At 70.7% G+C, this 22,216-nt stretch carries 19 protein-coding genes; 10 read left to right on the top strand and 9 right to left on the bottom strand.

Features of this window, described 5'->3' with window-relative positions:
* Positions 1 to 28 precede the first annotated feature (28 nt).
* On the bottom strand, positions 29 to 697 hold the full coding sequence (gene msrA, locus ACSHT8_RS23505) for a peptide-methionine (S)-S-oxide reductase MsrA (RefSeq protein ID WP_436493063.1): 669 nt from the start codon (positions 695 to 697) through the stop codon (positions 29 to 31).
* 154 nt (positions 698 to 851) lie between these two features.
* Between msrA and ACSHT8_RS23500 the strand changes: the two genes are divergently transcribed.
* Genes ACSHT8_RS23500 through ACSHT8_RS23485 form a run of 4 tightly spaced genes read left to right on the top strand, consistent with a single transcriptional unit; the run spans position 852 to position 8,273 of the window.
* Positions 852 to 2,060: a hypothetical protein gene (locus ACSHT8_RS23500; protein ID WP_436493062.1), complete on the top strand. Its 1,209-nt coding sequence runs from the start codon at positions 852 to 854 to the stop codon at positions 2,058 to 2,060.
* Positions 2,053 to 5,814, top strand: coding sequence for an FkbM family methyltransferase (locus ACSHT8_RS23495; RefSeq protein WP_436493061.1), 3,762 nt, complete (start codon positions 2,053 to 2,055; stop codon positions 5,812 to 5,814). Before ACSHT8_RS23500 ends, ACSHT8_RS23495 begins: the two co-directional genes overlap by 8 nt.
* Positions 5,811 to 6,968: a hypothetical protein gene (locus ACSHT8_RS23490; protein WP_436493060.1), complete on the top strand. Its 1,158-nt coding sequence runs from the start codon at positions 5,811 to 5,813 to the stop codon at positions 6,966 to 6,968. Before ACSHT8_RS23495 ends, ACSHT8_RS23490 begins: the two co-directional genes overlap by 4 nt.
* Positions 6,969 to 6,995: 27 nt before the next feature.
* The gene (locus tag ACSHT8_RS23485; RefSeq protein ID WP_436493059.1) at positions 6,996 to 8,273 is read left to right on the top strand and encodes an alginate O-acetyltransferase AlgX-related protein; all 1,278 of its coding nucleotides are present in this window, start codon (positions 6,996 to 6,998) and stop codon (positions 8,271 to 8,273) included.
* Positions 8,274 to 8,464: 191 nt separating this feature from the next.
* Here ACSHT8_RS23485 and ACSHT8_RS23480 read toward each other — a convergent pair whose 3' ends face one another.
* Entirely contained in the window at positions 8,465 to 9,121 is a 657-nt protein-coding gene (locus tag ACSHT8_RS23480) for a response regulator (RefSeq protein ID WP_436493058.1), read from the bottom strand.
* Between the two features lie 350 nt (positions 9,122 to 9,471).
* Entirely contained in the window at positions 9,472 to 10,521 is a 1,050-nt protein-coding gene (locus ACSHT8_RS23475; RefSeq protein ID WP_436493057.1) for a sensor histidine kinase, read from the bottom strand.
* A gap of 196 nt (positions 10,522 to 10,717) precedes the next feature.
* Between ACSHT8_RS23475 and ACSHT8_RS23470 the strand changes: the two genes are divergently transcribed.
* Both ACSHT8_RS23470 and ACSHT8_RS23465 read left to right on the top strand, forming a co-directional pair.
* A complete protein-coding gene (locus ACSHT8_RS23470) occupies positions 10,718 to 12,475 on the top strand; it encodes a long-chain-acyl-CoA synthetase (RefSeq protein ID WP_436493056.1) in 1,758 nt (585 codons plus the stop codon).
* Entirely contained in the window at positions 12,472 to 12,999 is a 528-nt protein-coding gene (locus ACSHT8_RS23465) for a DUF1697 domain-containing protein (protein ID WP_436493055.1), read from the top strand. Before ACSHT8_RS23470 ends, ACSHT8_RS23465 begins: the two co-directional genes overlap by 4 nt.
* 43 nt (positions 13,000 to 13,042) lie before the next feature.
* Here ACSHT8_RS23465 and ACSHT8_RS23460 read toward each other — a convergent pair whose 3' ends face one another.
* A complete protein-coding gene (locus tag ACSHT8_RS23460; RefSeq protein ID WP_436493054.1) occupies positions 13,043 to 14,002 on the bottom strand; it encodes an aldo/keto reductase in 960 nt (319 codons plus the stop codon).
* A 79-nt stretch (positions 14,003 to 14,081) separates the two neighbouring features.
* On the opposite strand from ACSHT8_RS23460, the gene ACSHT8_RS23455 reads away from it, so the two are divergent.
* Together ACSHT8_RS23455 and ACSHT8_RS23450 are read left to right on the top strand one after the other, a co-directional pair.
* The gene (locus ACSHT8_RS23455; protein WP_436493053.1) at positions 14,082 to 15,029 is read left to right on the top strand and encodes an oxidoreductase; all 948 of its coding nucleotides are present in this window, start codon (positions 14,082 to 14,084) and stop codon (positions 15,027 to 15,029) included.
* 121 nt (positions 15,030 to 15,150) lie between these two features.
* Positions 15,151 to 15,909, top strand: coding sequence for an SDR family NAD(P)-dependent oxidoreductase (locus tag ACSHT8_RS23450; protein ID WP_436493052.1), 759 nt, complete (start codon positions 15,151 to 15,153; stop codon positions 15,907 to 15,909).
* Here the strand turns inward: ACSHT8_RS23450 and ACSHT8_RS23445 are convergent.
* From ACSHT8_RS23445 to ACSHT8_RS23425, 5 genes are read right to left on the bottom strand one after another with little or no spacing between them, the layout of a single operon-like run.
* Entirely contained in the window at positions 15,852 to 16,442 is a 591-nt protein-coding gene (locus ACSHT8_RS23445; RefSeq protein WP_436493051.1) for a hypothetical protein, read from the bottom strand. The genes ACSHT8_RS23450 and ACSHT8_RS23445 overlap by 58 nt on opposite strands.
* The gene (locus tag ACSHT8_RS23440; RefSeq protein ID WP_436493050.1) at positions 16,439 to 17,608 is read right to left on the bottom strand and encodes an L-histidine N(alpha)-methyltransferase; all 1,170 of its coding nucleotides are present in this window, start codon (positions 17,606 to 17,608) and stop codon (positions 16,439 to 16,441) included. Before ACSHT8_RS23440 ends, ACSHT8_RS23445 begins: the two co-directional genes overlap by 4 nt.
* 42 nt (positions 17,609 to 17,650) lie before the next feature.
* A complete protein-coding gene (locus tag ACSHT8_RS23435; protein ID WP_436493049.1) occupies positions 17,651 to 18,277 on the bottom strand; it encodes an MBL fold metallo-hydrolase in 627 nt (208 codons plus the stop codon).
* On the bottom strand, positions 18,277 to 19,362 hold the full coding sequence (locus ACSHT8_RS23430) for an S-(hydroxymethyl)mycothiol dehydrogenase (protein ID WP_436493048.1): 1,086 nt from the start codon (positions 19,360 to 19,362) through the stop codon (positions 18,277 to 18,279). Before ACSHT8_RS23430 ends, ACSHT8_RS23435 begins: the two co-directional genes overlap by 1 nt.
* A 9-nt stretch (positions 19,363 to 19,371) precedes the next feature.
* Positions 19,372 to 21,009 (bottom strand): TM0106 family RecB-like putative nuclease, encoded by a 1,638-nt coding sequence (locus tag ACSHT8_RS23425; RefSeq protein ID WP_436493047.1) that lies wholly within the window; start codon positions 21,007 to 21,009, stop codon positions 19,372 to 19,374.
* A 148-nt stretch (positions 21,010 to 21,157) separates the two neighbouring features.
* Here ACSHT8_RS23425 and ACSHT8_RS23420 point away from each other — a divergent pair, with 148 nt between their 5' ends.
* Both ACSHT8_RS23420 and ACSHT8_RS23415 read left to right on the top strand, forming a co-directional pair.
* A complete protein-coding gene (locus ACSHT8_RS23420; RefSeq protein ID WP_436493046.1) occupies positions 21,158 to 21,613 on the top strand; it encodes a DUF6474 family protein in 456 nt (151 codons plus the stop codon).
* Between the two features lie 37 nt (positions 21,614 to 21,650).
* On the top strand, positions 21,651 to 22,166 hold the full coding sequence (locus ACSHT8_RS23415; protein ID WP_436493045.1) for a hypothetical protein: 516 nt from the start codon (positions 21,651 to 21,653) through the stop codon (positions 22,164 to 22,166).
* Positions 22,167 to 22,216 lie beyond the last annotated feature (50 nt).

Genomic DNA, 22,216 nt, shown 5'->3' with positions numbered 1-22,216 from the left:
GCGCCATCATGCGCCTGCGCGCGCGGTCTCAGGGCGAATCTGGCCGAACGCCCAGGCCGACCGGGCAGGAGACGCCGGTGCCGCCGAGGCCGCAGTAGCCGTTCGGGACCTTGTGCAGGTACTGCTGGTGGTAGTCCTCGGCGTAGTAGAACGGCCCCGCCGCGGCCACCTCGGTCGTGATCGTCCCCAACCCGGCCCGGTCCAACTCCCCCTGATAAGCCGCCCGGCTCTCCTCGATCGCGGACTTCTGGGCGTCGTCGGCGTAGTAGGCGCCCGAGCGGTACTGGGTGCCGAGGTCGTTGCCCTGGCGCATGCCCTGGGTCGGGTCGTGGCCCTCCCAGAACACCTTCAGCAGCGCCTCGAACGACACCGCCGCCGGGTCGAAAACCACCAGGACAGCCTCGGTGTGTCCCGTCTGCCCGGAGCACACCTCTTCATAAGTCGGGTTGGGCGTGTACCCGGCCGTGTACCCGACAGCCGTCGAATACACCCCAGGCGTCTGCCAGAAGAGGCGCTCGGCGCCCCAGAAGCAGCCGAGGGCGAAGACGGCCGTCCGGACACCGTCGGGGAAGGGCGGCTGGATGCGGCGGTCGGGGAAGACCGCGTGGGTCTCGGGGACGCGCAGTGGGTCCGGCCTGCCGGGAAGTGCCTGCTCGGCTGGCACCAGCGTGGTCTTGTTCCGTCCGAAGAGCGCCATGACCTCGATGGTACGGCGACCGGCGACTATTTCCGTCCCGGTGACCCGGGACGGCGACCAACTGTGCACAATAGCGACGGTCGGGGCGACAACATGGCACATATTCGCGTTGGTCGCCACTCATGAGGCGGAGCCACAGGGGAAGGGGCAATACGTGTCCTGGCAGGAGGATCTCCGCAAGCTCGATGACGAGCTCGCCACCGGTCGGATCTCGGCGGACGAGTATCGGGTGCGGCGCGACCAGTTGCTGGCCGACGCGACGAGTCTCGGGGACTCGCGGGGGCAGCAGCGCAACCCCTCCGTCACGGAGACCCAGATCGTGGCTCCGGTGAACCCCTCCACCGCTCCCCCGTCACCAGACAACCCCGACCAGACCCAGATCGTCTCCGGCCCGAGCGCGGCGGGCGTGGACCGCACGCAGGTCGTCGGCGGGCACGGCCAGCCGACGAACGAGCGGACCCAGGTCGTCGGCGGCTGGCAGACCGCGCGGCCGCCCATGGGCGACGCCGAGCGCACCCAGGTCGTGCCGGGTGTGCCGCCGCAGAGTTGGGCCGGTCCGCAGCACCACCAGCCGCCCCACCAGGGTGGGTACAGCCAGCAGCCGCCGAACTCGCCGTGGGGGCAGCAGCCCGAGGAGGCGCCGCTGTGGTCGGGCGCCGAGTTCCCGCCGCTGGCACCGACCGGGTCGACGGCGTGGACCAAGCAGGGCCCGGAGATCTTCGACGACCGCCCGAGCAGCAAGCGCTGGATCGCGATCGTCGGCGCGGTGGTCGTCCTCGCGCTGATCGGCGCGGGCGTGTACTTCTTCGCGATCAAGCCGTCCGGCGACAACCGGACGACGCCGACCGCCCAGCCGAGCAGCACCGCCGCGGCGCCCACCACGACCAAGGAGCCCGACGACGGGATGCCCGTCGCCGACCTTGGCGGGTCCGTGGAGGACCACAAGTACGTCAAGGACTTCACCGACGTGCCGAAGGCCAAGTTCCTCACCCAGGAGGAGCTCGCCGCCTACCAGGCCGCGAACCCCGGCAAGTCCAAGTTCGCCGTGTTCAACCAGCCCGACGGCGCCAAGGAAGCTGTCCTGCTCATCACCGCGACGCCCGCCACGGCCGCCGCCGCGCGTGACGCGCTGGGGCAGCTGCAGGTGAAGTACGGGTTCACCGCCCGCGCGCAGCCGCCCGCGGGTGTGGTCGTCGCCGAGATCGCCGCGTCGCCGGAGCACCCGGCCATCGTGCGCGGCCACTACGCCAGCGACGGCATCATCGTGCGGCTCGAGGTGCAGGGCAAGGACCTCGCCACGGTCGTCGTCCAGTTCAACGACATGATGGCCGCGCAGCTGCAAGAGCTGCCCGCCGATGTCTGACGGGACGCCGTCGCGGGTCACCGCCTGCACGGCCGTCACCCGCAACCGTGTCCCGGCGGCACGCGTCCTGGCCAAGTCGTACCTCGAGCACCACGTCGGCCACGAGTTCACCATCCTCGTGGTCGACGGGCCGCCGCCGAGCACGCCGAAGGGCGAGGGCTACCGGTTCGCGGGCCGCGAGTGGCTGGAGGTCGACGAGGACGACTTCCTGCGCATGGCCACGATCTACACCGTCGACGAACTGCTCGCCGCGGTTAAGCCGCTGCTCCTGCGCCGCGTTCTCGCCGACAGCGAGGTCGCGGTCTATCTCGACCACGAGATCCAGGTGCTGGCCCCGTTCGGTGAGGTCGCCGAACTCGCCGAGGCCCACGAGCTTGTGCTGACCCCGCAGCACCTGCTGCCGCTGCCGCGCGACGGCAGGCACCCCGACGAGAAGTCGATGATGTCGGTCGGCGCGTTCAACCTGGGATTCGTCGCGGTGAGCCGCGCGGCAGGCCCGTTCCTGGACTTCTGGGCGACCCGGCTGCGGCAGGACGCCGTCATCGCCCCGACCGAGCAGCTGTTCACCGACCACCGCTGGGTCGACCAGGTCCCCGCGCTGTTCCCGCACACGATCCTGCGCGACCCGGGCTGCAACGTCGGCTACTGGAACGCGCACGAGCGGGAACTCGCCGAGCACGACGGCGTCGTCACCGCGGGCGACTCCCCGCTGAAGTTCTTCGCCTTCCGGAACTACCACCCCGAGTCGCCGTGGCTGCTGACCACGGACTTCCCCGAGCGCCCCAGGCTGCTGCTGTCCGCCAATCCCGTGCTCCGCGCGCTGTGCGACGGCTACCGGGCCGCGCTGCTCGCCGAGGGCCACACCAGGGTCGACGACTCGACCTACGGCTACGCCAAGACGCCGGACGGCACGGTGCTCACCCCGCGCCTGCGCCACATGGTGCGCGCCGCGTGGGTCGACGCCGAGCGCGTCGACGCCGACATCCACCCGGCCGAGCGGGAAACCGTCCCGCCGCATCCCTTCGGCACGGACAACGGTGAGGCGTTCCTGCTCTGGCTGGGTTCGCCGCGCACCGCGGGCGAGGCCGCCGCCGGGATGAACCGCTGGGCCATGATGGTGTGGGCGCAGCGCCCCGACCTGCAGGCCGCGTTCCCCCGACCGCTGGGCGACGACGCCGCGGCGTTCCGCCAGTGGTGCCGCACGTTCGGCGTCCAGGAAGGCATGATCACCCCGCGGGCGGTGCCGTCGGACCCGGTGGAGCCCGAGGTCGCCGACGGCGAGTTCGGCGTCAACGTCCTCGGCTATCTGACCGGTGAACTAGGTCTCGGCGAGATGGGCCGGATCGTGCACGACGCGATCCAGCACTCCGGCGTGCCGGTCGCCGCGATCGTCGAGGAGCGCTCGCTGCGCTGCCGCACCGACTTCGACCGGCCCGACACCGTCGGCCAGGCCCGGTTCCCGATCAGCCTGGTGTGCGTGAACGCCGACCAGACCCGGATCGTGCGGGAGAGCCACCCCGAGGTCTTCCACGGCCGGTACCGCATCGGGCTGTGGGCCTGGGAGCTCGAAGACTTCCCCGAGTGGCAGCACGACGCGTTCGACTTGGTCGACGAGGTCTGGACGATCAGCGAGTTCTGCCGCGAGGCGATCGCCAAGCACTCCCCGGTGCCGGTCAAGGTCATCCCGGTCCCGGTGCGCGACCCCGGCCCCCGCCCGGTTCGCCCGCGCGTCGAGGGCCAGCCGACCCAGTTCCTGTTCCTCTTCGACTTCAACAGCACCTCGCAGCGCAAGAACCCGCTCGGCCTGATCCGGGCCTTCCGCTTGGCCTTCCCCGGCCGCACCGACGTCAAGCTCGTCATCAAGGCGACCAACGGCAAGCGCCATCCGCACGCCGCCGAGCAGCTGCGCGCCGCGGTGGCGAAGGACCCGCGGATCGAGCTGATGGAGCGCTACCTCTCCGTCGAGGAGATGGACGAGCTCTACGCGACGAGCGACTGCTACGTGTCCCTGCACCGCAGCGAGGGATTCGGGCTCACCGTGGCCGAGGCGATGGTGCGCGGTATGCCGGTCATCTCGACCGACTACTCGAGCACCCCTGAGTTCCTCGACTCGTCGACCGGGTGGCCGGTGCCCTATTCGCTGACGACCGTCGGGGCGGACGCCCGGCCGTACCACGAGGGCGCCGTGTGGGCTGCCCCCGACGAGCGCGCGGCCGCCAACGCCATGCGCGAGGTGGCCTTCGACCCGGACGAGGCGGATCGCCGCGGCAAGGCGGCCAGGGCGCACATCCTGCGCACGCGGTCGATGCGGGCGGCGTCCCAGTGGATGCGCGTCGAACTCGAGCACGCGTACCAGGCCTGGCGGGCCGGTTCGAAATCCGCCGAGACCGCCGCACCCGTCGCCGAACGGCGCCTGCCGGAGGCGGACCCGACCGACATCCGCTCCCCGCTGCGCACCGCGATGCAGGCGCTGCACTGGCGGCCGGACGCCGACTCGGCCTCGCGCCTTCCGCTCGCGCCCGCCATCCGGCGCGCGGTGCTCCGGGTGCTCAACCACTACGACGCCCACCAGCGCACGGTGCTCGGCACGCTCGCCGAGGGCGTCGACGAGTCGGTGTCGCGGCTCGTCAGCAGGCTCGACGCCGTCGAGTCGGCCGCGGCGAAGACCCCCATCAAGATCGACTCGATGACCGCGGCGCACCTGCAGGTCGTGCAGGGCCAGCTCGACGACCTCGCCAGGATCGCGGCGAAGAGCGAGGCGAGGCTCGACCACGTCGAGGCGGAGAACGCCAGGCTGCGGGCCGAACTCGACGACGCGGCGGCCACCGTCGACGCGAACGAGTTGGCCGCGCTGCGCAGCGAGGTCTCGGATCGCATCACCGACGTGCAAGCCGCGATGTCCGATCGGGACGGGCGGATCAGCTCGGCGGAGCACGCCGCGTCGATCATCAAGCGGGACATGTCCGCGCTGATGGCGGCCGCGCGCTTCCGGCACGCCCCGGTTCCCTCGGCCGCCGAGGTCGTGGTGTGCGAGGCAGGCGTCCTGCTCGCCCCCCAAGACAAGATCATTCTGCCCGCGCTGCAGGCGGAGCGGGCGTGGGAGCCACAGGAGGCCGAGCTGCTCGCGTCCTTGGCGGGCGGCGGCACAGTGCTCGACATCGGCGCCCACGTCGGCTACCACACGCTGCGGCTGCTGCGGGAGTGTCCGAGTGTGGAAGGTGTCGTCGCGGTCGAGGCGAACCCGGTGAACGCGGCCATGCTGGCCCGCAACATCGCGGTCAACCTGCCCGCCGACGTCGCCGACCGGGTGACCGTCATCAACGCGGCGGCGTGGGACGAGGACTCTGAGCTGACGCTGTTCCAGGGCGAGTCCGGCAACAGCGGCGACTTCCGGGTGCGGCTCGACGGCCACGCGGGCGTCACGGTGCGGGCCATCCGGCTCGACGACCACGCGGCCGTCGCGGGCGCCAACGTCAGCCTGATCAAGACAGACCTGCAGGGCAGGGACCACCGCGCGCTGCGGGGCTTGGCCAAGACGCTCGCCGCGCACCGCCCGCACGTCGTGTGCGAGTTCTGGCCGGAGGGGATCGCCGAACTCGGTGACGACCCGCTCGACGTGCTCGGCGGCTACCGGGCCGCGGGCTACCGGCCGTCTCCGCTCGGGGACGACGTCCACCACTCCGACACCGACCTGATCGCCCAAGCCAAGGACGCCCAAGGGGGCTTCCTCAGTCTCTGGCTCCGGCCGGTGTGACCACCCTGCTGGACCGCGCGGAACTGGGGGCGCGGGCGAAGGCCGTCGCGGTACGGTTCCGCCCCGCGCTGCCCGCGGTCGGGCTCTACTACGCCATCCAGGTCGTCGGCGTCGTCGTCCTGATCTTGTGGACCAGCGGCAACGGACTCGACCCGGTCACCGAGTTCTCCCGGTGGGACGCGGGCTGGTTCATGCGCATCGCCGACCGGGGCTACGAGATCGTCATCCCGGTCGACACGGCGGGTCAGCCACTGGAGTCAACGCTGGTCTTCTTCCCCGGCTACCCGGGGGCGATTGCGGCGGTGATGGCGGTGACCGGGCTGAGTCCGGTCGCCGCGGGGCTGGTCGTCACCGGGCTCGCGGGCGGGATCGCCGCAGCCGGTCTGTTCTTCCTCGGGCGGCTGCTGTTCGACGCCCGAGTCGGGACGAGCCTCGCCGTCCTTTGGGCGATGGCCCCCGGGTCGCTGGTGCTGCACCTGGTGTACTCCGAGGCGCTGTTCTGCGCGCTCGCCGTGTGGGCGCTGGTGGCGGTCGTCAAGCGGTACTGGATCCTCGCGGCCGTCCTCACCTTCGCCGCGGGGCTCACCCGGTCGACCGCGATCGCGCTGGTCGCCGCTGTCATGCTCGCCGCGCTGATCGCGGTCATCCGCAAGCGCGACGGCTGGCGCCCGTGGGTGGCCCTCGGTGTCGCGCCGCTCGGGCTCGGCTACTACCTCGCGCTCGTCGGCTGGTACACCGGCCGGATCGACGGGTGGCTCTGGATCCAGTCCGGCGCGTGGAAGATGCGGTTCGACGGGGGTGTGTTCACGGCGAACATGGTGTGGGACGGGCTCGTCGGCAACGAGAACATGCTGTTCACCCTGACCGGGTTCGTGATCGTCGCCTCGGTCCTGCTGCTGCTCTGGTCGTTCACCGAGCGCCTGCCCGCCCACCTGTACGTCTACGCCGTCGGCGTCATGGTGCTGGCGTTGGGCGCCGGATCGTTCTGGAGCAGCAGGCCGCGGTTCCTGCTCGCCGCGTTCGTCATCGCGATCCCGCTAGCGGTCCTGGTCTCGAAGCTCCCCAACCGCGCGCTGCCCATCCTGCTTCCGATCGGCGCGCTCGCCGCGGGCTGGTACGGGGCGAGTCTGATGGTTCTCAACGTCACTCCTTGACCGACTCCGGTTGGTTAAAGTGAGGCCGTGTCCACAGATCACGCCCCTACCGGCGCCCTTCCGCCGGTCCACGAGGCGTGGCTGCCCCGCGAGCACTCCCTGCACCGCCCACGGCACGCCAAGAACCAGACGTTCGCGCTGCTCTGCGCCGCGGTGTTCTTCGCCGCGCCCGCGCTCGCGCTGGGCGTCGGCGCGCAGCCCGCGGAGATCGAGAACAGGCGGATAGCCGAGTTCCCGAGTCCGCTGGACGGCTGGAAGTTCTTCAACGAGTTGCCGGTGTGGGCGACCGACCACATCGTGTTCCGCAAGGCCGCGCTGGAGATCGCCGACCAGGTCAGCCGCGGGGTGTTCGGCGAGCCGCCGTCGTTCGGCAGCGCTCCCCAGGGCGCCGGGATCGGCGCGACCCCCAGCAACGACCGGCCCGCCCTGCAGGTGCCGAAGGCGATCGAGGGCACCGACGGCTGGCTCTACTACGGCGACGACATCGCCGCCCGCTGCACGCCGAAGCGGTCCATGGACGAGACGATGGCGCGGCTGCGTGAGCTGCGCGAGGGTGTCGAGGCCTCCGGCCGTCGGTTCATCCTGATCGTCGCGCCGGACAAGAGCACGGTCGTCCCCGAGCACCTGCCCACCAAGTACGTCGGCCAGGACTGCGCGACCGCGGCGACCAAGGAGTTCTGGCGCCGGGTCGGCCCGGAAGCGGGCGCGGTCGACCTGCGCGATGAGCTGCGTGACGCGGGCACCGAGTTGGGCAAGCCGGTGTACGAGCCGCTGGACGGGCACTGGTCGGACGAGGGCGGCATCGTCCTGACCCGGCGCCTCGCCGAGATCATCCGGCCCGGGGTGAGCGACGACTGGGAGATCAGCCCCGGCAAGACGTGGGAAGCCCCGGGCGACCTGCCGCCGCTGATCGGCAGATCGGGAACTATCCGGGGCACGTCCTACGCGCTGAAGGCCGACGGCAAGCGAGACCAGACGGTGGACATGTCCGCGAACTATGCCGAGGCGCGGAAGCTGAAGACCGCCTTCGGCCCCGGCACCATCGGCAACTCGGTCGGCTACCTCGGCGACTCGTTCACCATCCGCGCTATGCGCTACCTCGCCGCGACGTTCAGCGACCTCACCCTGCTCCACTACGGCCGCGTGGCCGACGACGCCGGCCGGGCCGCGGGCCGGATGCTGGCCGACCACGAGATCGTCGTCATGGAGATCGTCGAGCGAACCCTCGCCTCGGGCAACAGCGTGCTGCTGGACCCCGAGGTCGTCGCCGGAATCACCCGCGAGCTGGCGGCCCGCCCCCGCTGATCACCCGTTCGGATGACCAACGGGGCGTGTCGCGGGTCACATCGCGCGGGTTGTCGGTCCCGCGAGGAGCATCGGTGAATTCCCTTTGGAGGCGACGATGGCTTTGCAGATTCTCGCGGTAGTCACGGTGGCGATCGTGTTCCTGGTGCGGCTTGTGGTCGCCTTGAACGATCGGCCGACTCGCCGTTGAGTCAGGTGGGGCGAACCAGCCCCGACTCGTAGGCGAGGACCACCAACTGCGCCCTGTCGCGGGCGTCGACCTTGCCCAGGATCCGGCTGACGTGGGTGCGGGCCGTCGCCGGGCTGATGACGAGCCTGCCCGCGATCTCGGCGTTCGACAGGCCCGCCGCCACGAGGGTGAGCACCTCGCGCTCCCGCTCGGTGAGCACGCGCAGCGCCTTCGCGTCGACCCGGCGACCAGGCCGCGCGACGAACTCGGCGATCAGCCTGCGGGTGACGGTCGGCGCGAGCAGTGACTCGCCCGCCGCCACGACGCGGATCGCGCGGAGCAGTTCGACGGGGTCGGTGTCTTTGAGCAGGAATCCGGACGCCCCGGCCCGCAGCGCTTCGTAGACGTAGTCGTCGAGGTCGAAGGTGGTCAGCACGAGCACCCGCACCCCGGCCAAGTCGGCGTCCCCGGTGATCCGCCGCGTGGCGACAAGACCATCGACACCGGGCATGCGGATATCCATGACGACGACATCGGGCCGGTGCGCCTTCGCCGAGGCCACCGCCTGCTCACCGTCGGCGGCCTCGGCGCAGACCTCGAAGCCGTCCTCGGTCTCCAGCAACAGCCGGAACCCGGCGCGCACCAACGCCTGGTCGTCCGCCAGCACAACCCGAATCACAACAACCCTCCAAAGCCCGCGACCGTGCTACCCCGCCCGCCGTCGCCAGCATGCCGCGCGATCCCGGCGATGGGTGGCCCCTACCCGCACCTCAGTCAACCGCCGAGGACCAAAGCCCCGCCCGCCAGCGGCCCCGGCATAGTCGGAGTCGGCCCACGGGCCCCGGCCCAGCGATCGGCGACCGCGGTTCCGGCGTCGAGAAGACCGTGTCGGAGCCCGTGAGATCGCGAGGCTCAGTGGTCGGCGACTCCCGTGATCACCGGCCGTACACCGGCGAAGTGGCGGGTCGGGCTGCCTGCCGCACCGGATCCAGGACCGGCGGGATCTTGGCGGCCACCGGCCACTGTGGACTACGGCACCGGCAAGGTGGCGCGGATGGTCGGCCCGGGATCGACCGTGAACGTGCCGCCCAATGTCTCGACTCGTTCCCGCATCCCGCGCAGGCCGTTGCCCTCCACCACCGTCTCGGGGGCTCGCCCGTCGTCGGTGATCGTCAGGGCTAGGGAGTCCTCCTGTCTTTCGTAGGTCACGGTGATCGTGGTGGCGTCGGCGGCGTGGCGGACCGCGTTGGTGACGCCTTCCTGGACGAGACGGAACGCTGTCGCGTCGACTTCGGCGGGCAGCGGGCCCGGGTCGCCCTCGATGGCCAATCGGAGGCCGCCTCTGGCCAGGTCGGGGACTCTGGCGAGGCCGACCAGGTCTCGGCCGCCGGGGTCGGCGGAGCTCAGGTCGCCGGATCTGAGCAGGTCGAGCGTCTGGCGCAGTTCGGCCAGGGCATCGCGGCTGGCGTCGCGGATGGCGAGTAGGGCCTGTTTGGCTTCCTCCGGTCTTCGGTCGGCGACGTGGGCGCCGACTCCGGCCTGGACGTTGATCATCGCGAGACTGTGGGCCACCACGTCGTGCACATCGCGGGCGACCCGCAGGCGGGCTTGTTCCTCCAGCCGTCGCGCGTGTTCCTGGCGCTGCGCCTGGCGCGACCGGACGGCCGCACCGGCGCCGATCACGCCGACCAGCCAGGCCGTCAGCCAGAGGGACCGGACGTCGGAGAACAGCGTCAGGTCTACGCCGACGGCCACGCATAAGCCGATCGCGGCGGCCACCGCGGCTGTCGCGGGGCCGGCCAGTGTTGTCAGCGTGAACAGGGCGATCGTCGGGGCGATGATCAGCGGGCCGCCCGGATAGCCGGAGCGGAAGTACGCCCAGACCGCCGCCGCCGACACCACGAACGCCGCCAGGGGGAACCTGGTGCGCCACAGCAGCGGCACCACGCCTGCCAGCAGCCAGGCGTATCCGAGGGCGTCCAACGGCCGCGCGGCCGGTTGGTGCCTGGCCACGATGGTCGTGACGCCGAGGACGATGGCTCCCACGGCCACCGCCACCAAGATCTCTCGACGTCTCATGAAACCGACGTTAGAGCAGGTGGGAGGCGGGGCGATATTGGACTTTGGACGTACGACTCGGGACGTAACCCGATCGTGGCGGCGACCGATTCCCGCCAGTGACAAAAACTGTCCCGACATTGCGCCAAACGGAGCATCCCGAGTTTCGGGAAGACCCCTAGCCGGGGCACCCTACTTCTCAGTAGCATCCGGTCGCATGGATGCAACGGAGCAGGTCGGGGCCCGTAAGGTCACGTTCATCGACGTCCTTCGCGCGCTCCCGAAGCTCGCGCCGGACGGGCTCAGGATGGCGCGCGGCGCGGTCGGGCTGGTGACACTCAAGCCGACGAACAAAGAGTCGATCGGCCACATCTTCCAGCGGGCCGCGGCGAAGCACCCGCAGCGCCCGTTCATCCGCTTCGAGGACACCGAGCTGACCTACGGCGAGGCGAACTCCCTGGTCAACCGCTACGCGTCGGTCTACGCCGCGAACGGTGTCGGCCCTGGCAAGACCATCGCGGTCATGGCGGGCAACCGGCCGGAGACGCTGTTGGCCGCACTCGCGGGCGTCAAGCTCGGCGCCGCCGTGGGCATGATCAACACCAACCAGCGCGGCGACGTGCTCGACCACAGCGTCCGCCTGCTCGACGCGACCGTCCTGGTCGCGGGCCGCGACTACCGCGACGCGCTCGACGAGGTCGACACCCCGAAGGTCCTCGACCTCGACACCCTCGCCGACGGCGCGACCAGCGACGCCGACCCCGAGGTCACCGCGACCCTGCCCGCGTCGACCACCGCGTTCTACATCTTCACCTCGGGCACCACCGGCCTGCCCAAGGCCAGCGCGATGTCCCATTTCCGCTGGTTGAAGAGCATGTCCGGGATCGGCGGCCTCGGCGTCCGCCTGCGTTCGGACGACACCCTCTACTGCTGTCTGCCGCTGTATCACAACAACGCGCTGACGGTCTCTCTCTCGTCGGTCCTCTCGGCGGGCGCGACCATCGCAATCGGCCGCTCCTTCTCCGCGTCCCGTTTCTGGGACGACGTGGTCCGCACCCGCTCCACCGCGTTCTGCTACATCGGCGAACTCTGCCGCTACCTGCTCAACCAGCCGCCCCGCCCGATCGAGCGCCAGCACCAGGTGCGCGTCGTCGTCGGCAACGGCCTGCGCCCGGAGATCTGGGCCGAGTTCACCGAGCGGTTCGGCATCGACCGCATCGCCGAGTTCTACGGCGCCAGCGAGTGCAACCTGGCGTTCATCAACGCGCTCAACATCGACCGGACCGCGGGCACGTGCCCGCTGCCGTTCGCCGTCGTCGAGTACGACGCCGACACGGGCAAGCCGCTGCGCCACGGCGACCGGCTGCGCAAGGTCAAGGCGGGCGAGGTGGGCCTGCTGCTCACCAAGGTCACCAACCGCGCGCCCTTCGACGGCTACACCGACGCCGACGCCTCCGAGCGCAAGCTCGTGCGGGACGCGTTCAAGGCCGACGACTGCTGGTTCGACACCGGCGACCTGGTCCGCATGCAGGGGTTCAAGCACGTCGCGTTCGTCGACCGGCTCGGCGACACGTTCCGCTGGAAGGGCGAGAACGTGGCCACCACCGAGGTCGAGGGCGCCATCGGCGAGCACCCGGACGTCGAGCAGGCCGTCGTCTACGGCGTGTCCGTCGCGGGCACCGACGGCAAGGCGGGCATGGCCGCGGTCAAGCTCCGCGACGGCGCCGGCTTCGACGGCAAGGTCATGGGCAAGCACCTCGCCGACCGCCTGCCGTCGTACGCGGTGCCGCTGTTCGTCCGGGTGATCGACGCGGTCGAGCAGACCTCGACGTTCAAGTCCCGCAAGGTCGACCTGCGCGACGAGGGCTACGCCGCGAGCGTCACCGACCCGCTGTTCGTGTTCACCGGCGGCGAGTACGTCGGCTGGTACCCCGACTATCCCGCCGAGGTCGCCGGGGGCAAGATCCGGGCATGACCGGATTCGTGGCCCTGCTGCGCGGGGTCAATGTGGGTGGCAACAAGAAGATCGCGATGGCTGACCTGCGCGAGCTGCTCGCCGACCTCGGGTTCGGCGAGGTGAAGACGCTGCTGCAGAGCGGCAACGCGGTGTTCAGCGGCAAGGGCACGCCCGCGTCGATCGGCAAGAAGATCGAGAAGGCGCTGGACGACGGGTTCGGGCTGACCACGCGCTGCCTGGTCCGCACGGCCAAGGAGATCCAGCAGGTGATCGACGGCCACCCGCTGGCCGACGTCGCCGACAACGGCTCGCGGATGATGGCGATCTTCCTGTCCGAGTCGCTGGACGCGAAGCAGGCGGCCGCGGTGGAGGAGCTGGACCCGGCGGCCATCAAGGTCGGCGACCGGGTGATCTACCAGTGGTGCCCCGACGGCATCCTGGCGGCGCCGGAGATCGTGCCCTTCCTGCTGAAGCAGTGGAAGGTGCACGGCACGGCCCGAAACTGGAACACCGTGACCAAGATAGGCGCCGCGATCCCCTAGCGTCGAACACTTGTTCACATTGGGGACAAGTCCTGTGGATAACTCAGCGGCGCGGTGGACAGATCTCGTCGAGGACGACCAGATCGTCGGCGTTGGGCCGCCAGCGGATCGCGTTGGCGTTGGCCGCGACCTGGTCCGGGGTGGTCGCGCCCGCGATGACGGAGCCGACCGCGGGCTGGGCGGCGAGCCAACCGATGGCCAGGCTGACCATGGTGATGCCGCGCTCGCCCGCGAACGCGCGCAGCTTCTCGATCTTGTGCCAGGGCGCCTCGTCGAGCAGGCGCTGCCGGTTGGCGAGCCGGGATCCCGCCGGAGGGGGCTGATCCCGCGTGTACTTGCCCGTGAGCAGGCCGTTGGCCAGCGGGAAGTACGGCAGCAGGCTCAGCCCGAACCGGTCGCAGGCCGGTAAGACCTCCCGTTCGACGCCGCGCTCCAGCAGCGAGTAGTGGTCCTGCGACGACACCGGGACCGGCGTCGTGGTGGTGCGCGCGGTCCAGACGGCGTCGGCCACCTGCCAGCCCGCGAGGTTGCACACGCCGCCGTAGCGGATCATCCCGGCGCGGACCAGGTCGTCCAGCGCGGCCAGTGTCTCGGCGATCGGGGTCGACGGGTCGGGGCGGTGCAGCTGGTAGAGGTCGATCCAGTCGGTGCCGAGCCTGCGCAGCGACGCCTCGGCGGCCTTGCGGACGTAGCGGCGGGCGCCGCGCGCGCCGAAGTCGGGGCCGTTTCCGCCCTGCATGTCCATGCCGAACTTGGTGGCGATGACCGCGTGTTCGCGCTTGCCCGCGAGCGCCTGGCCGAGCAGTTCCTCACTGCGCCCGCGGGGCGCGCCGTACACGTCGGCGACGTCGAACAGCGACATCCCCGCGTCGAGCGCGGCGTGGACGAGCGCGCGGGAGCCCGCCAGGGACTCGGCGGGCGTGCCCGGCCTGCCCAGGTTGTTGCAGCCCAGGCCGACGGCGCCCACCACCAGCCCGGACTCACCCAGGTGACGCAGCTCCACAACTGAACAGTAAGGGCGTTAGGGCTGTGTGATCTAGGTTTCGCACTATGGGACACAGACGTAAGGCAGGCTATGCGCCATGAGCACTGCACCCGAGGACGATCCGGGGGCGGTGTCCGCCCCCGGGTGGACCGCCGCCGACATCCCCAGCCTGATCGGCCGCACCGCCATCGTGACCGGCGGCAACAGCGGCCTGGGCTTCCAGACCAGCCGTGAACTGGCCCGCCACGGCGCCCACGTCATCCTGACCGCCCGCGACGCCGACCGGGGCGCCGAAGCGGTCGAGGCGATCCGGACCGAGCAGCCCGACGCGCTGGTCGAGACCAGGATCGTCGACCTCGCCGACCTGGACACGGTGACCGCTTTCGCCGCCACCGTCGACCGCGTCGACCTCCTCATCAACAACGCGGGCGTGATGATGCCGCCGCGTTCGCTGAGCGCCCAGGGCTACGAGCTGCAGTTCGCCGTCAACCATCTGGGTCACTTCGCGCTCACCGCGCTGCTGCTGGACGTGCTGAAGGAAGGCACCGACCCGCGCGTGGTCACCGTGAGTTCGTACCTGCACAAGCGGGGGCGCGTGCACTTCGATGACCTGCACGGCGAGCACAAGTACTCGAAGACGGGCTACTACGCGCAGTCGAAGCTGGCGAACGTGGTGTTCGGCCTGGAACTGCACCGACGCCTGCGGGCGAACGGCTTCGGCGTTTCGAGCGTGCTGGCCCATCCCGGGTACGCGGCGACGAACCTGCAATCCAGCGGGCCGTCCGGGGTGACGAAGCTGGCGTTGAAGGTGTCGAACCGGCTGATGGCCCAGGACGCCGCCATGGGGGCACTGCCGCAGCTGTACGCGGCGACGCATCCGGAGGTGGAGAGCGGGCAGTTCGTCGGGCCCAATGGGCGGCGGGAGCAGAAGGGGTACCCGACGATCGTCGAGCCGCTGGAGGCCGCGCGGGATCGGGAGCTGGCGAAGCGGCTTTGGGATGTGAGTGAGGAGCTGACCGGGCTCGACTTCGGCCTGGCCCGCTGAAAGCCCCGGCCTGGGTCGCTGGGAGATCGGGCACATCGAGTGGGGGCTGGGCTGAACGGGCGTTAACCTACGGCCCGGTAGTCCGTGCGCAGGTGCACGGCGGCGGGAAGGGATTGACGGGATGCAGATCGACGGCACCGCGGCCATCGTCACCGGTGGGGCCTCCGGCCTCGGTGGCGCGACCGCGCAGGCGTTGGCGGGCAAGGGGGCGGCTGTGTTCGCGCTCGACCTGCCCTCGGCCATCGAGTCGGCGCCGGAGGTCGACGGGGTCACCTATGTCGGCACCGACGTCACCGACCCCGAGCAGGTCCAGGCCGCCGTCGACGCCGCTGTCGCGTCCGGCAAGCCGCTTCGTGTCGTGGTCAACTGCGCGGGTATCGGGCCGTCGGCGCGCATTCTGTCGCGCAAGGGGCCGCACGACCTGAACCTGTTCCGCAAGGTCATCGAGGTCAACCTGATCGGCACGTTCAACGTCGTCACCCTCGCCTCGGCCGCCATCGCGCAGACCGAGCCGTTGGAGCACGACCAGCGGGGTGTCGTCATCAACACCGCATCGATCGCCGCGTTCGACGGGCAGATCGGGCAGGCCGCCTACGCCGCGTCCAAGGGTGGGGTTGTCGGGCTCAACCTCCCGGCCGCGCGTGACCTGGCCTCGTCCGGAATCCGGGTGCTGACCATCGCCCCCGGCATCATCGACACCCCGATGCTGGCGACCGTCTCCGACGAGTTCCGCGCCGCGCTGGCCGAGGGTGTGCCGTTCCCGAAGCGCCTCGGCAAGCCGGAGGAGTACGCGAAGCTGGCGCTGTCGATCATCGAGCAGGACTACCTCAACGGCGAGGTGATCCGTCTCGACGGCTCGCTGCGCATGGCGCCCAGGTAGGTCTCGACCTCGCTCAGGTGGCTCCGCACGGTCGGCATGAACGTGCGGAGCGCCTGGTCGAAGTCCTCGGCCTCGTCGGCCGACGCGGTGGTGAACACCAGCAGTTCCGTCAGTTCCAGGCGCCGGTTGACCGAGCTGACCTGACCGCGCCAGTGGTGCAGCAGCGAGATCAGCTCCGTGTCACGCCGCGGGCTGAGCGCTCCCGACGTGAACGCGGCGTCCACCGCCGAGTGCAGCAGCCGCGCGTAGAGCTTGCGGCCGGGTGGGGCGTCGGCGCCGAACTCTTCGCCGGACAGGATCTCCCGGTTGCGGGCCAGTTCCGACTCGATCGACTCCAGGGCCTGCTGGCGCCGTTCCCGTTGCGCCGCCCAGCGTTCGGCGAAGATCCCGGTGATACCGGCCAGCAGTGCGAGCGTGTTCACCGCGGGCTCGAACCGCTCCCCCGGCCCGGACACGACGAACCAGCTCACCCCGAGCGCCAGCGCGACGGCCAGCGCGCCGAAGGTGACGATCGTGATCGCGACCCGGGTCAACTCGGGTTGGCCCAGATCTCGTCGGCCCTGGTGCGGCGCTGCTGCGTCGGCACCGCCTCGCTCTCCGCGCGGCGCAGCAGGACGAGTTCCATCCCGAACCCCGGCGACTGGCGCTGGGCGCGGAAGTCCGAGTGCGTCGAGGCGACCCGCCGCAGCCCGCACTTGGTGAAGATCCCGTCGAGCGCCTTGCGCGAGTACTTGCGGGTGACCTGCAGCAGGATCGTGTCGTTGTCGGGGAACAGCACACGCGTGCGGTCGGGCAGCATCATCTGGATGTCGCCGCCGGTGCGGTTCTGGTAGATCACCTTGACCTTGAGCGCGCGCCCCGGCTCGACGGACCCGCGGAACTGCACCGACTCCATGTCGATCGTCAGGTCCGAGTTGTGCATCAGCGCGCTGGTCACGAACTCCTTGTACGCGCGGCTGCGCGCGTACTCCTCGACCACCTGGCGCGCGAGGTCGTCGGACAGGTCGTCGGTCGTGGCGACCTCGAGCAGGAACAAGTCCTGTGGGCGCATCATCGCGGTGAGGCTGGCCAGCATCTCCGCGTCGTCGTCGAAGTTGGCCATCGTGTTGCCGACCAGCGAGTACAGGATCGGCTCGTCGCCGACGACGCGGCGCAGGAGTTTGCCGAACTCGACCAGGTTCTCGTGGATGGCGAAGTCGAGCTGCACCGGCACGATCCGGTGGCCAGGCATCCCCAGCCCGGCGGTCGAGTTGCCGGTGCCCAGCCGCAGCATCTCGGAGCTGATGTCGACCGGGAAGTAGAACAGGTCCGGGTTGTCGCCGAGCAGCGTCTCCAGGATCTGCCGGTCCTTGTGCCCGGTGCCCGCGCCGAGGCAGACATAGTGCAGCGGAACGCCTTCGACCTTGCCGCTGATCCGCTTCCAGCGGCGGGTGAACGACTCCAGGCTCTGCTTCATGACCTGGTAGAACGGGTCGGAGCAGGCGTGCGCCCACGCGATCGTCGGCCCGATCCCCCAGTACTGGTAGCCCGAGGTGATCTGCTTGCCCTCGCCGGTCGGCGACGGGCGGCCGCGCAGGTCGGAGGTCAGCGACGCCAGCTTGCTCGACTGGTCCTCACCGACGAGCACCAGCGACCACGCGAAGTCCGACTCGTCGATGGCACGCGCGAGATCGCCGATCGGTCTCTCACCGGCGGTCATAGCCCCTCCAGAATGTCGTCGCCCTCCGCAGCTTAGTGATTACTAGTGGCCGCGTTGGAGCCATTCGTGGAGATGGGGAGCTTCCTCACCGATGGTCGTGGAGTCGCCGTGGCCGGTGTGCACGACGGTTTCCGGCGACAGCTCGAACAGGCGCTCGGTGATCGAGTCGATGATCGTCGGGAAGTCGCTGAACGAGCGGCCGGTGGCGCCCGGGCCGCCGCGGAACAGCGTGTCGCCGCTGAACAGCACGTTCAGCGCGGGCGCGTAGACGCAGACGGCGCCAGGCGCGTGGCCCGGCGTGTGCAGGATCTGCAGCTGGATGCCCGCGACCTCGATGACCTCGCCGTCGAACAGCGGCTCGAAGTCGTCGTCGGGGTAGACGTGCCGCCACAGCGGCTCGTCGGCCGGGTGCAGCATGACCAGCGCGTCGGTGGCCTGCGCCAGGTCCTCGGCGACGTTGATGTGGTCGTCGTGGGCGTGGGTGCAGATGATCGCCTTGACCGCGCGGTCGTCGACGGCGGCGAGGATCTCGTCGGCGTCGTGCGCGGCGTCGATGATCACCACCTCGTGGTCGTCGCCGACGATCCACACGTTGTTGTCGACCTCGTGGGTCTCGCCGTCGAGGCTGAACGTGCCGGAGGTGACGACGAAGTCGACGCGGACCGTCATCAGAAGACCACCACGGAACGCAGCACGTCGCCGTGGTGCATGCGGTCGAATGCCTGCTCGACGCCGTCGAGGGCGATGGTCTCGGAGACGAACGCGTCGAGGTCGAGCCTGCCCTGGCGGTAGAGGTCGACCAGGTACGGGAAGTCGCGCGAGGGCAGGCAGTCGCCGTACCAGCTCGACTTGAGCGCGCCGCCGCGGGAGAAGAAGTCGATCAGCGGCATCTCGATCGTCATGTCCGGTGTCGGCACGCCGACGAGCACGACCGTGCCCGCGAGGTCGCGCGCGTAGAACGCCTGCTTCCAGGTCTCGGGACGGCCGACGGCGTCGATCACCACGTCGGCGCCGAAGCCGCCGGTGAGGTCCTTGATGGACTCGACGGGGTCGGCGGACTTGGCGTTGACGGTGTGCGTCGCGCCGATCTCCTTGGCCCACTGGAGTTTCCGGTCGTCGATGTCGACGGCGATGATCGACGTGGCGCCCGCGAGCTTGCTGCCCGCGATGGCCGCGTCGCCGACGCCGCCGCAGCCGATCACCGCGACCGTGTCGCCGCGCGAGACGTTGCCGGTGTTGATCGCCGCGCCGAGCCCGGCCATCACCCCGCAGCCGAGCAGGCCGACGGCAGTCGGCGACGCCTCCGGGTCGACCTTCGTGCACTGTCCACTGTGGACGAGCGTCTTCTCGGCGAACGCGCCGATGCCCAGCGCGGGCGACAGCGCCGTGCCGTCCTCCAGCGTCATCGGCTGGGCGGCGTTGTGCGTGGCGAAGCAGTACCAGGGCTTGCCTTTGAGGCACGCGCGGCACCGGCCGCACACCGCGCGCCAGTTGAGGATGACGAAGTCGCCCGGCTCGATGTCGGTGACGCCGTCGCCGACGGTCTCCACGATGCCCGCGGCCTCGTGGCCGAGCAGGAACGGGAACTCGTCGTTGATGCCGCCCTCGCGGTAATGCAGGTCGGTGTGGCAGACCCCGCACGACAGCACGCGCACGACCGCCTCGCCGGGGCCAGGGTCGGGGACGATGATCGTCTCGACCGTCACCGGCTGACCTTTCGCGCGCGCCACGACGCCGCGGACCCGCTGTGCCATGCCTGCTCCTTAGATGTCGCCGACGTACGGGATCTCGTTCACCGCTGGCGAGGACATCCACCGGCGCAGCACCGCGGTCGCCTGGACGTCGTCCTCGTTGTACTCCAACAGCCTCGCGCGCTGGACCTCGTCCGGGGCGCCGCCGTCCATCGCGACCGCCGCCCGGTACCAGCGCATCGAGTTCTCGCCGCTGGCCTCCGGGTCGCGCCAGGAGAACCCGGCCACGGGAGCGATCGTCTTGAGCCCTTTCCCATGGGAGCAAAGGAAATGCTCGCGGACGCTGCCGAACAGGTCGAACCACTCGTCCGACTCGATGAACGTCAGCACCTCGCGCCGGGTCGGGATCCCCGGCTTGCCCGCGAACCGCTTGGCCGAGGCGAGCAGCCACCGGTTCTCGGCGAGTTCGTTGTAGCAGTAGGCGCGGAACGTCAGCCCACGCGCGACGGCGGCGTTGCGGACCGTCGCGAACCACTGCCAGAACTCGGCGAACGAGCGCGCCTCGTCGTCGGTGGGCAGCGGGTCCCAGGTGACGAAGGCACGGTAGCCGGGCGCGATGCCGATGTCGGCGCCGGAGAGCAGCGCGCCCCACAGGTAGGCGCCCGCGTCGCCGAAGCTCTCCATGTCGACGTCGACCTCGACGTCGGCGCGCGGCACGTGCACGGACTCGTTGCGGCGCACCACGGTCAGGTCGGCCAGCCACGCGCGCGCCAGCCCGATCGCGTCGGCCAGCGGCATGCCGACCAGCGGCGGGACGTCGTTGTTCGCGGGGTCGAGCGCGGCGAGTGCGTCGACCGTGGGGACGTCGGCGGCGCGCAGGAACCCGGCGTCCTCACCGCGGACCACGAGGCTGACGTCGCGGGTGGCCAGCAGTTTCTCGCTACACACCGGCCACCAGGGACAACTCCGGCACTCGACGATCCGCGACGGCTCGGCCAGCGGCTCGCCCCCGGTCGCGGCGGCCGTGGCCACGGCCAGCCGGTCGGCGAACCGGGCCTCGTACTCGGCCAGCGCCGTCCGACCGCCCGGCCAGGTGGGCGCGGACAGGTCGTGCCAGACGATGACGTCGCCGTCGAGCCCGATGACCCCCGCGAAGGCCGTGCGCTCGTCGGCGAACCCGGCGGCGTGGAGCAGCCTGCGGGTGTGGGCGAGGCGCAGTTGGTCGCGGGGCTGCGGGCGCACCTTGCGGGTCTGGTCGGGGGTGCCGCCGATGGTGGTGAGGTCGGTGAGCGGGGAGGTGCGGGCGCCGGTGCCGGGGTCGCTGACCTTGTGGCGGACGACGAGGACGGGCACGTAGCCGCCGTCGGTGCGCACGAGCAGGTCGATGCCGCCGCGCCTGCCGCCTTCGAGATCACGCGGGAGCTGGGCGGCCCAGATGAAGTCCCTGCCGCTCTCGATGGCGGCTCTGGTCGCCGCTTCCCGCTCGGAGCCGCGCGCGTCGGTGGGGATCTCGACCCAGCGGTCGCCGAAGACGGCCTTGAGTTGGTCGGCGATCTCCCGCCGGTGGGCGACGGCGTCGGCTTTGCGCAGTTCACCGGTGGGGTCGGGCGCTTGGCGGGGCGCGTCCCTCGCGGCGGGATCGTGCTCCAGGTGCACACGGCGCCGACACCGGCTCACCACGCCAGCGTCGAGAAGCACCGTGTCTGTCACGCACCGCAGCTTAGTTGTCACGACCGACACGTCGACCGGCACACAGGGGTTGTCGACGGGCTGGTGCCCGCGGCCGTGTTGCTGCGGCACGAGAGGCGGGGGTGCGGCAAGCTGTGGATGATTTGGACGGGTGTGGATAAGGCGAGGGGTGGGTCGGGTGGCGCGGAAGAAGGACGGGTTTACGCCTGCCAGGGCGAAGAACGCGATCGCGGTGGCGAAGGTGTTGGGGCCGGTCGTGCTGCCCGTGGTGACTCCCTACGTCGTCAAGACCGCCTCCGCCGTGCGGGATCGGTGGGACCGGGCGAAGGCGCGCAGGCTCGGGGTGTCGGTCGAGGACCTGGGGCACTACACCGGCAAGGGCGGCGCGCTGCACGCGCGGATCAGCGGGGCGGCCAGTGGGATCGCCGAGCTGCGGACCAAAGCCAACGTGTCGGCGGCCGATCTGGAATTCGCCGACGCCGCCGAGTCCACGCTCGGCCAGTTGGCCGCCGCGGTGCGGGCGGCGGAGCGGATGCCGACGCCGCGGCGCAAGGGCGCGCACCGGGCGGTGGCGGCGGAGCTGGACAAGATAGAGGAGCGCCTGCTCACATCTCTCGGCGTGTGACCCTGCTCACTGGACACCACCGAATACCCTGGGCGACGTGATCCCCAGCAGAGTGAACCGGCCGCGCGCGTATCGCGCGTGGCGTGGGGTTCTGCTGGGATCGACCTCCGCCTCCCTCGCCATCGCGGCGCACGGGATGGCCGGTGGCGGCGTGCCGGACGCGGCGATCGTGGTGGTGCTGACCGGGCTCGTCGCGTGGGTCGGGACAGCGCTGGCCAACAAGGCGCGGGCGAAGTTCGCGCTGCTCGGGGTCAGCCAGGCCAGCCTCCACATCCTGCTCACCTACGTCACCCCCGGCCACAGCACCACCTCCGCCACGGCGGCCATGATCGCCACCCACCTGGCCGCGACCGCGCTGACCGCGGTGCTGCTGACCAGGGCCGACGCGGCGCTCGACGTGATCGCCGCCGCGGTCGCCGGGATCGTGCGGGCGCTGCTGTGGACTCCGGAGCCGCCCAAGGCGACCGTCGAAGTCCACCGCGAATACCCGTCGTTCCGGCGGTTCGTCTTCCAGACCAGCCAGCCCCGCCGCGGTCCACCTCGCTTCTCCTGAACCCCGCACCCACACACACGGGCAACCGCCCGCCCCTTTCCACGTTCAGG

The organism is Actinokineospora sp. HUAS TT18 (genome assembly GCF_051364635.1).
Taxonomy (GTDB): domain Bacteria; phylum Actinomycetota; class Actinomycetes; order Mycobacteriales; family Pseudonocardiaceae; genus Actinokineospora.
The sequence above is the reverse complement of the archived record's forward strand: the minus strand, read 5'-3'. Positions and strand labels throughout refer to the sequence as shown.

Bases quoted from the DNA above. Each gene is read 5' to 3' on its own strand.
- ACSHT8_RS23495 (WP_436493061.1), top strand. From the start codon at position 2,053: ATGTCTGACGGGACGCCGTCGCGGGTCACCGCCTGCACGGCCGTCACC.
- msrA (WP_436493063.1), bottom strand. From the start codon at position 697: ATGGCGCTCTTCGGACGGAACAAGACCACGCTGGTGCCAGCCGAGCAG.
- ACSHT8_RS23475 (WP_436493057.1), bottom strand. From the start codon at position 10,521: ATGAGACGTCGAGAGATCTTGGTGGCGGTGGCCGTGGGAGCCATCGTC.
- ACSHT8_RS23430 (WP_436493048.1), bottom strand. From the start codon at position 19,362: ATGGCACAGCGGGTCCGCGGCGTCGTGGCGCGCGCGAAAGGTCAGCCG.
- ACSHT8_RS23450 (WP_436493052.1), top strand. From the start codon at position 15,151: ATGCAGATCGACGGCACCGCGGCCATCGTCACCGGTGGGGCCTCCGGC.
- ACSHT8_RS23435 (WP_436493049.1), bottom strand. From the start codon at position 18,277: ATGACGGTCCGCGTCGACTTCGTCGTCACCTCCGGCACGTTCAGCCTC.
- ACSHT8_RS23440 (WP_436493050.1), bottom strand. From the start codon at position 17,608: ATGACCGCCGGTGAGAGACCGATCGGCGATCTCGCGCGTGCCATCGAC.
- ACSHT8_RS23455 (WP_436493053.1), top strand. From the start codon at position 14,082: ATGAGCACTGCACCCGAGGACGATCCGGGGGCGGTGTCCGCCCCCGGG.
- ACSHT8_RS23465 (WP_436493055.1), top strand. From the start codon at position 12,472: ATGACCGGATTCGTGGCCCTGCTGCGCGGGGTCAATGTGGGTGGCAAC.
- ACSHT8_RS23470 (WP_436493056.1), top strand. From the start codon at position 10,718: ATGGATGCAACGGAGCAGGTCGGGGCCCGTAAGGTCACGTTCATCGAC.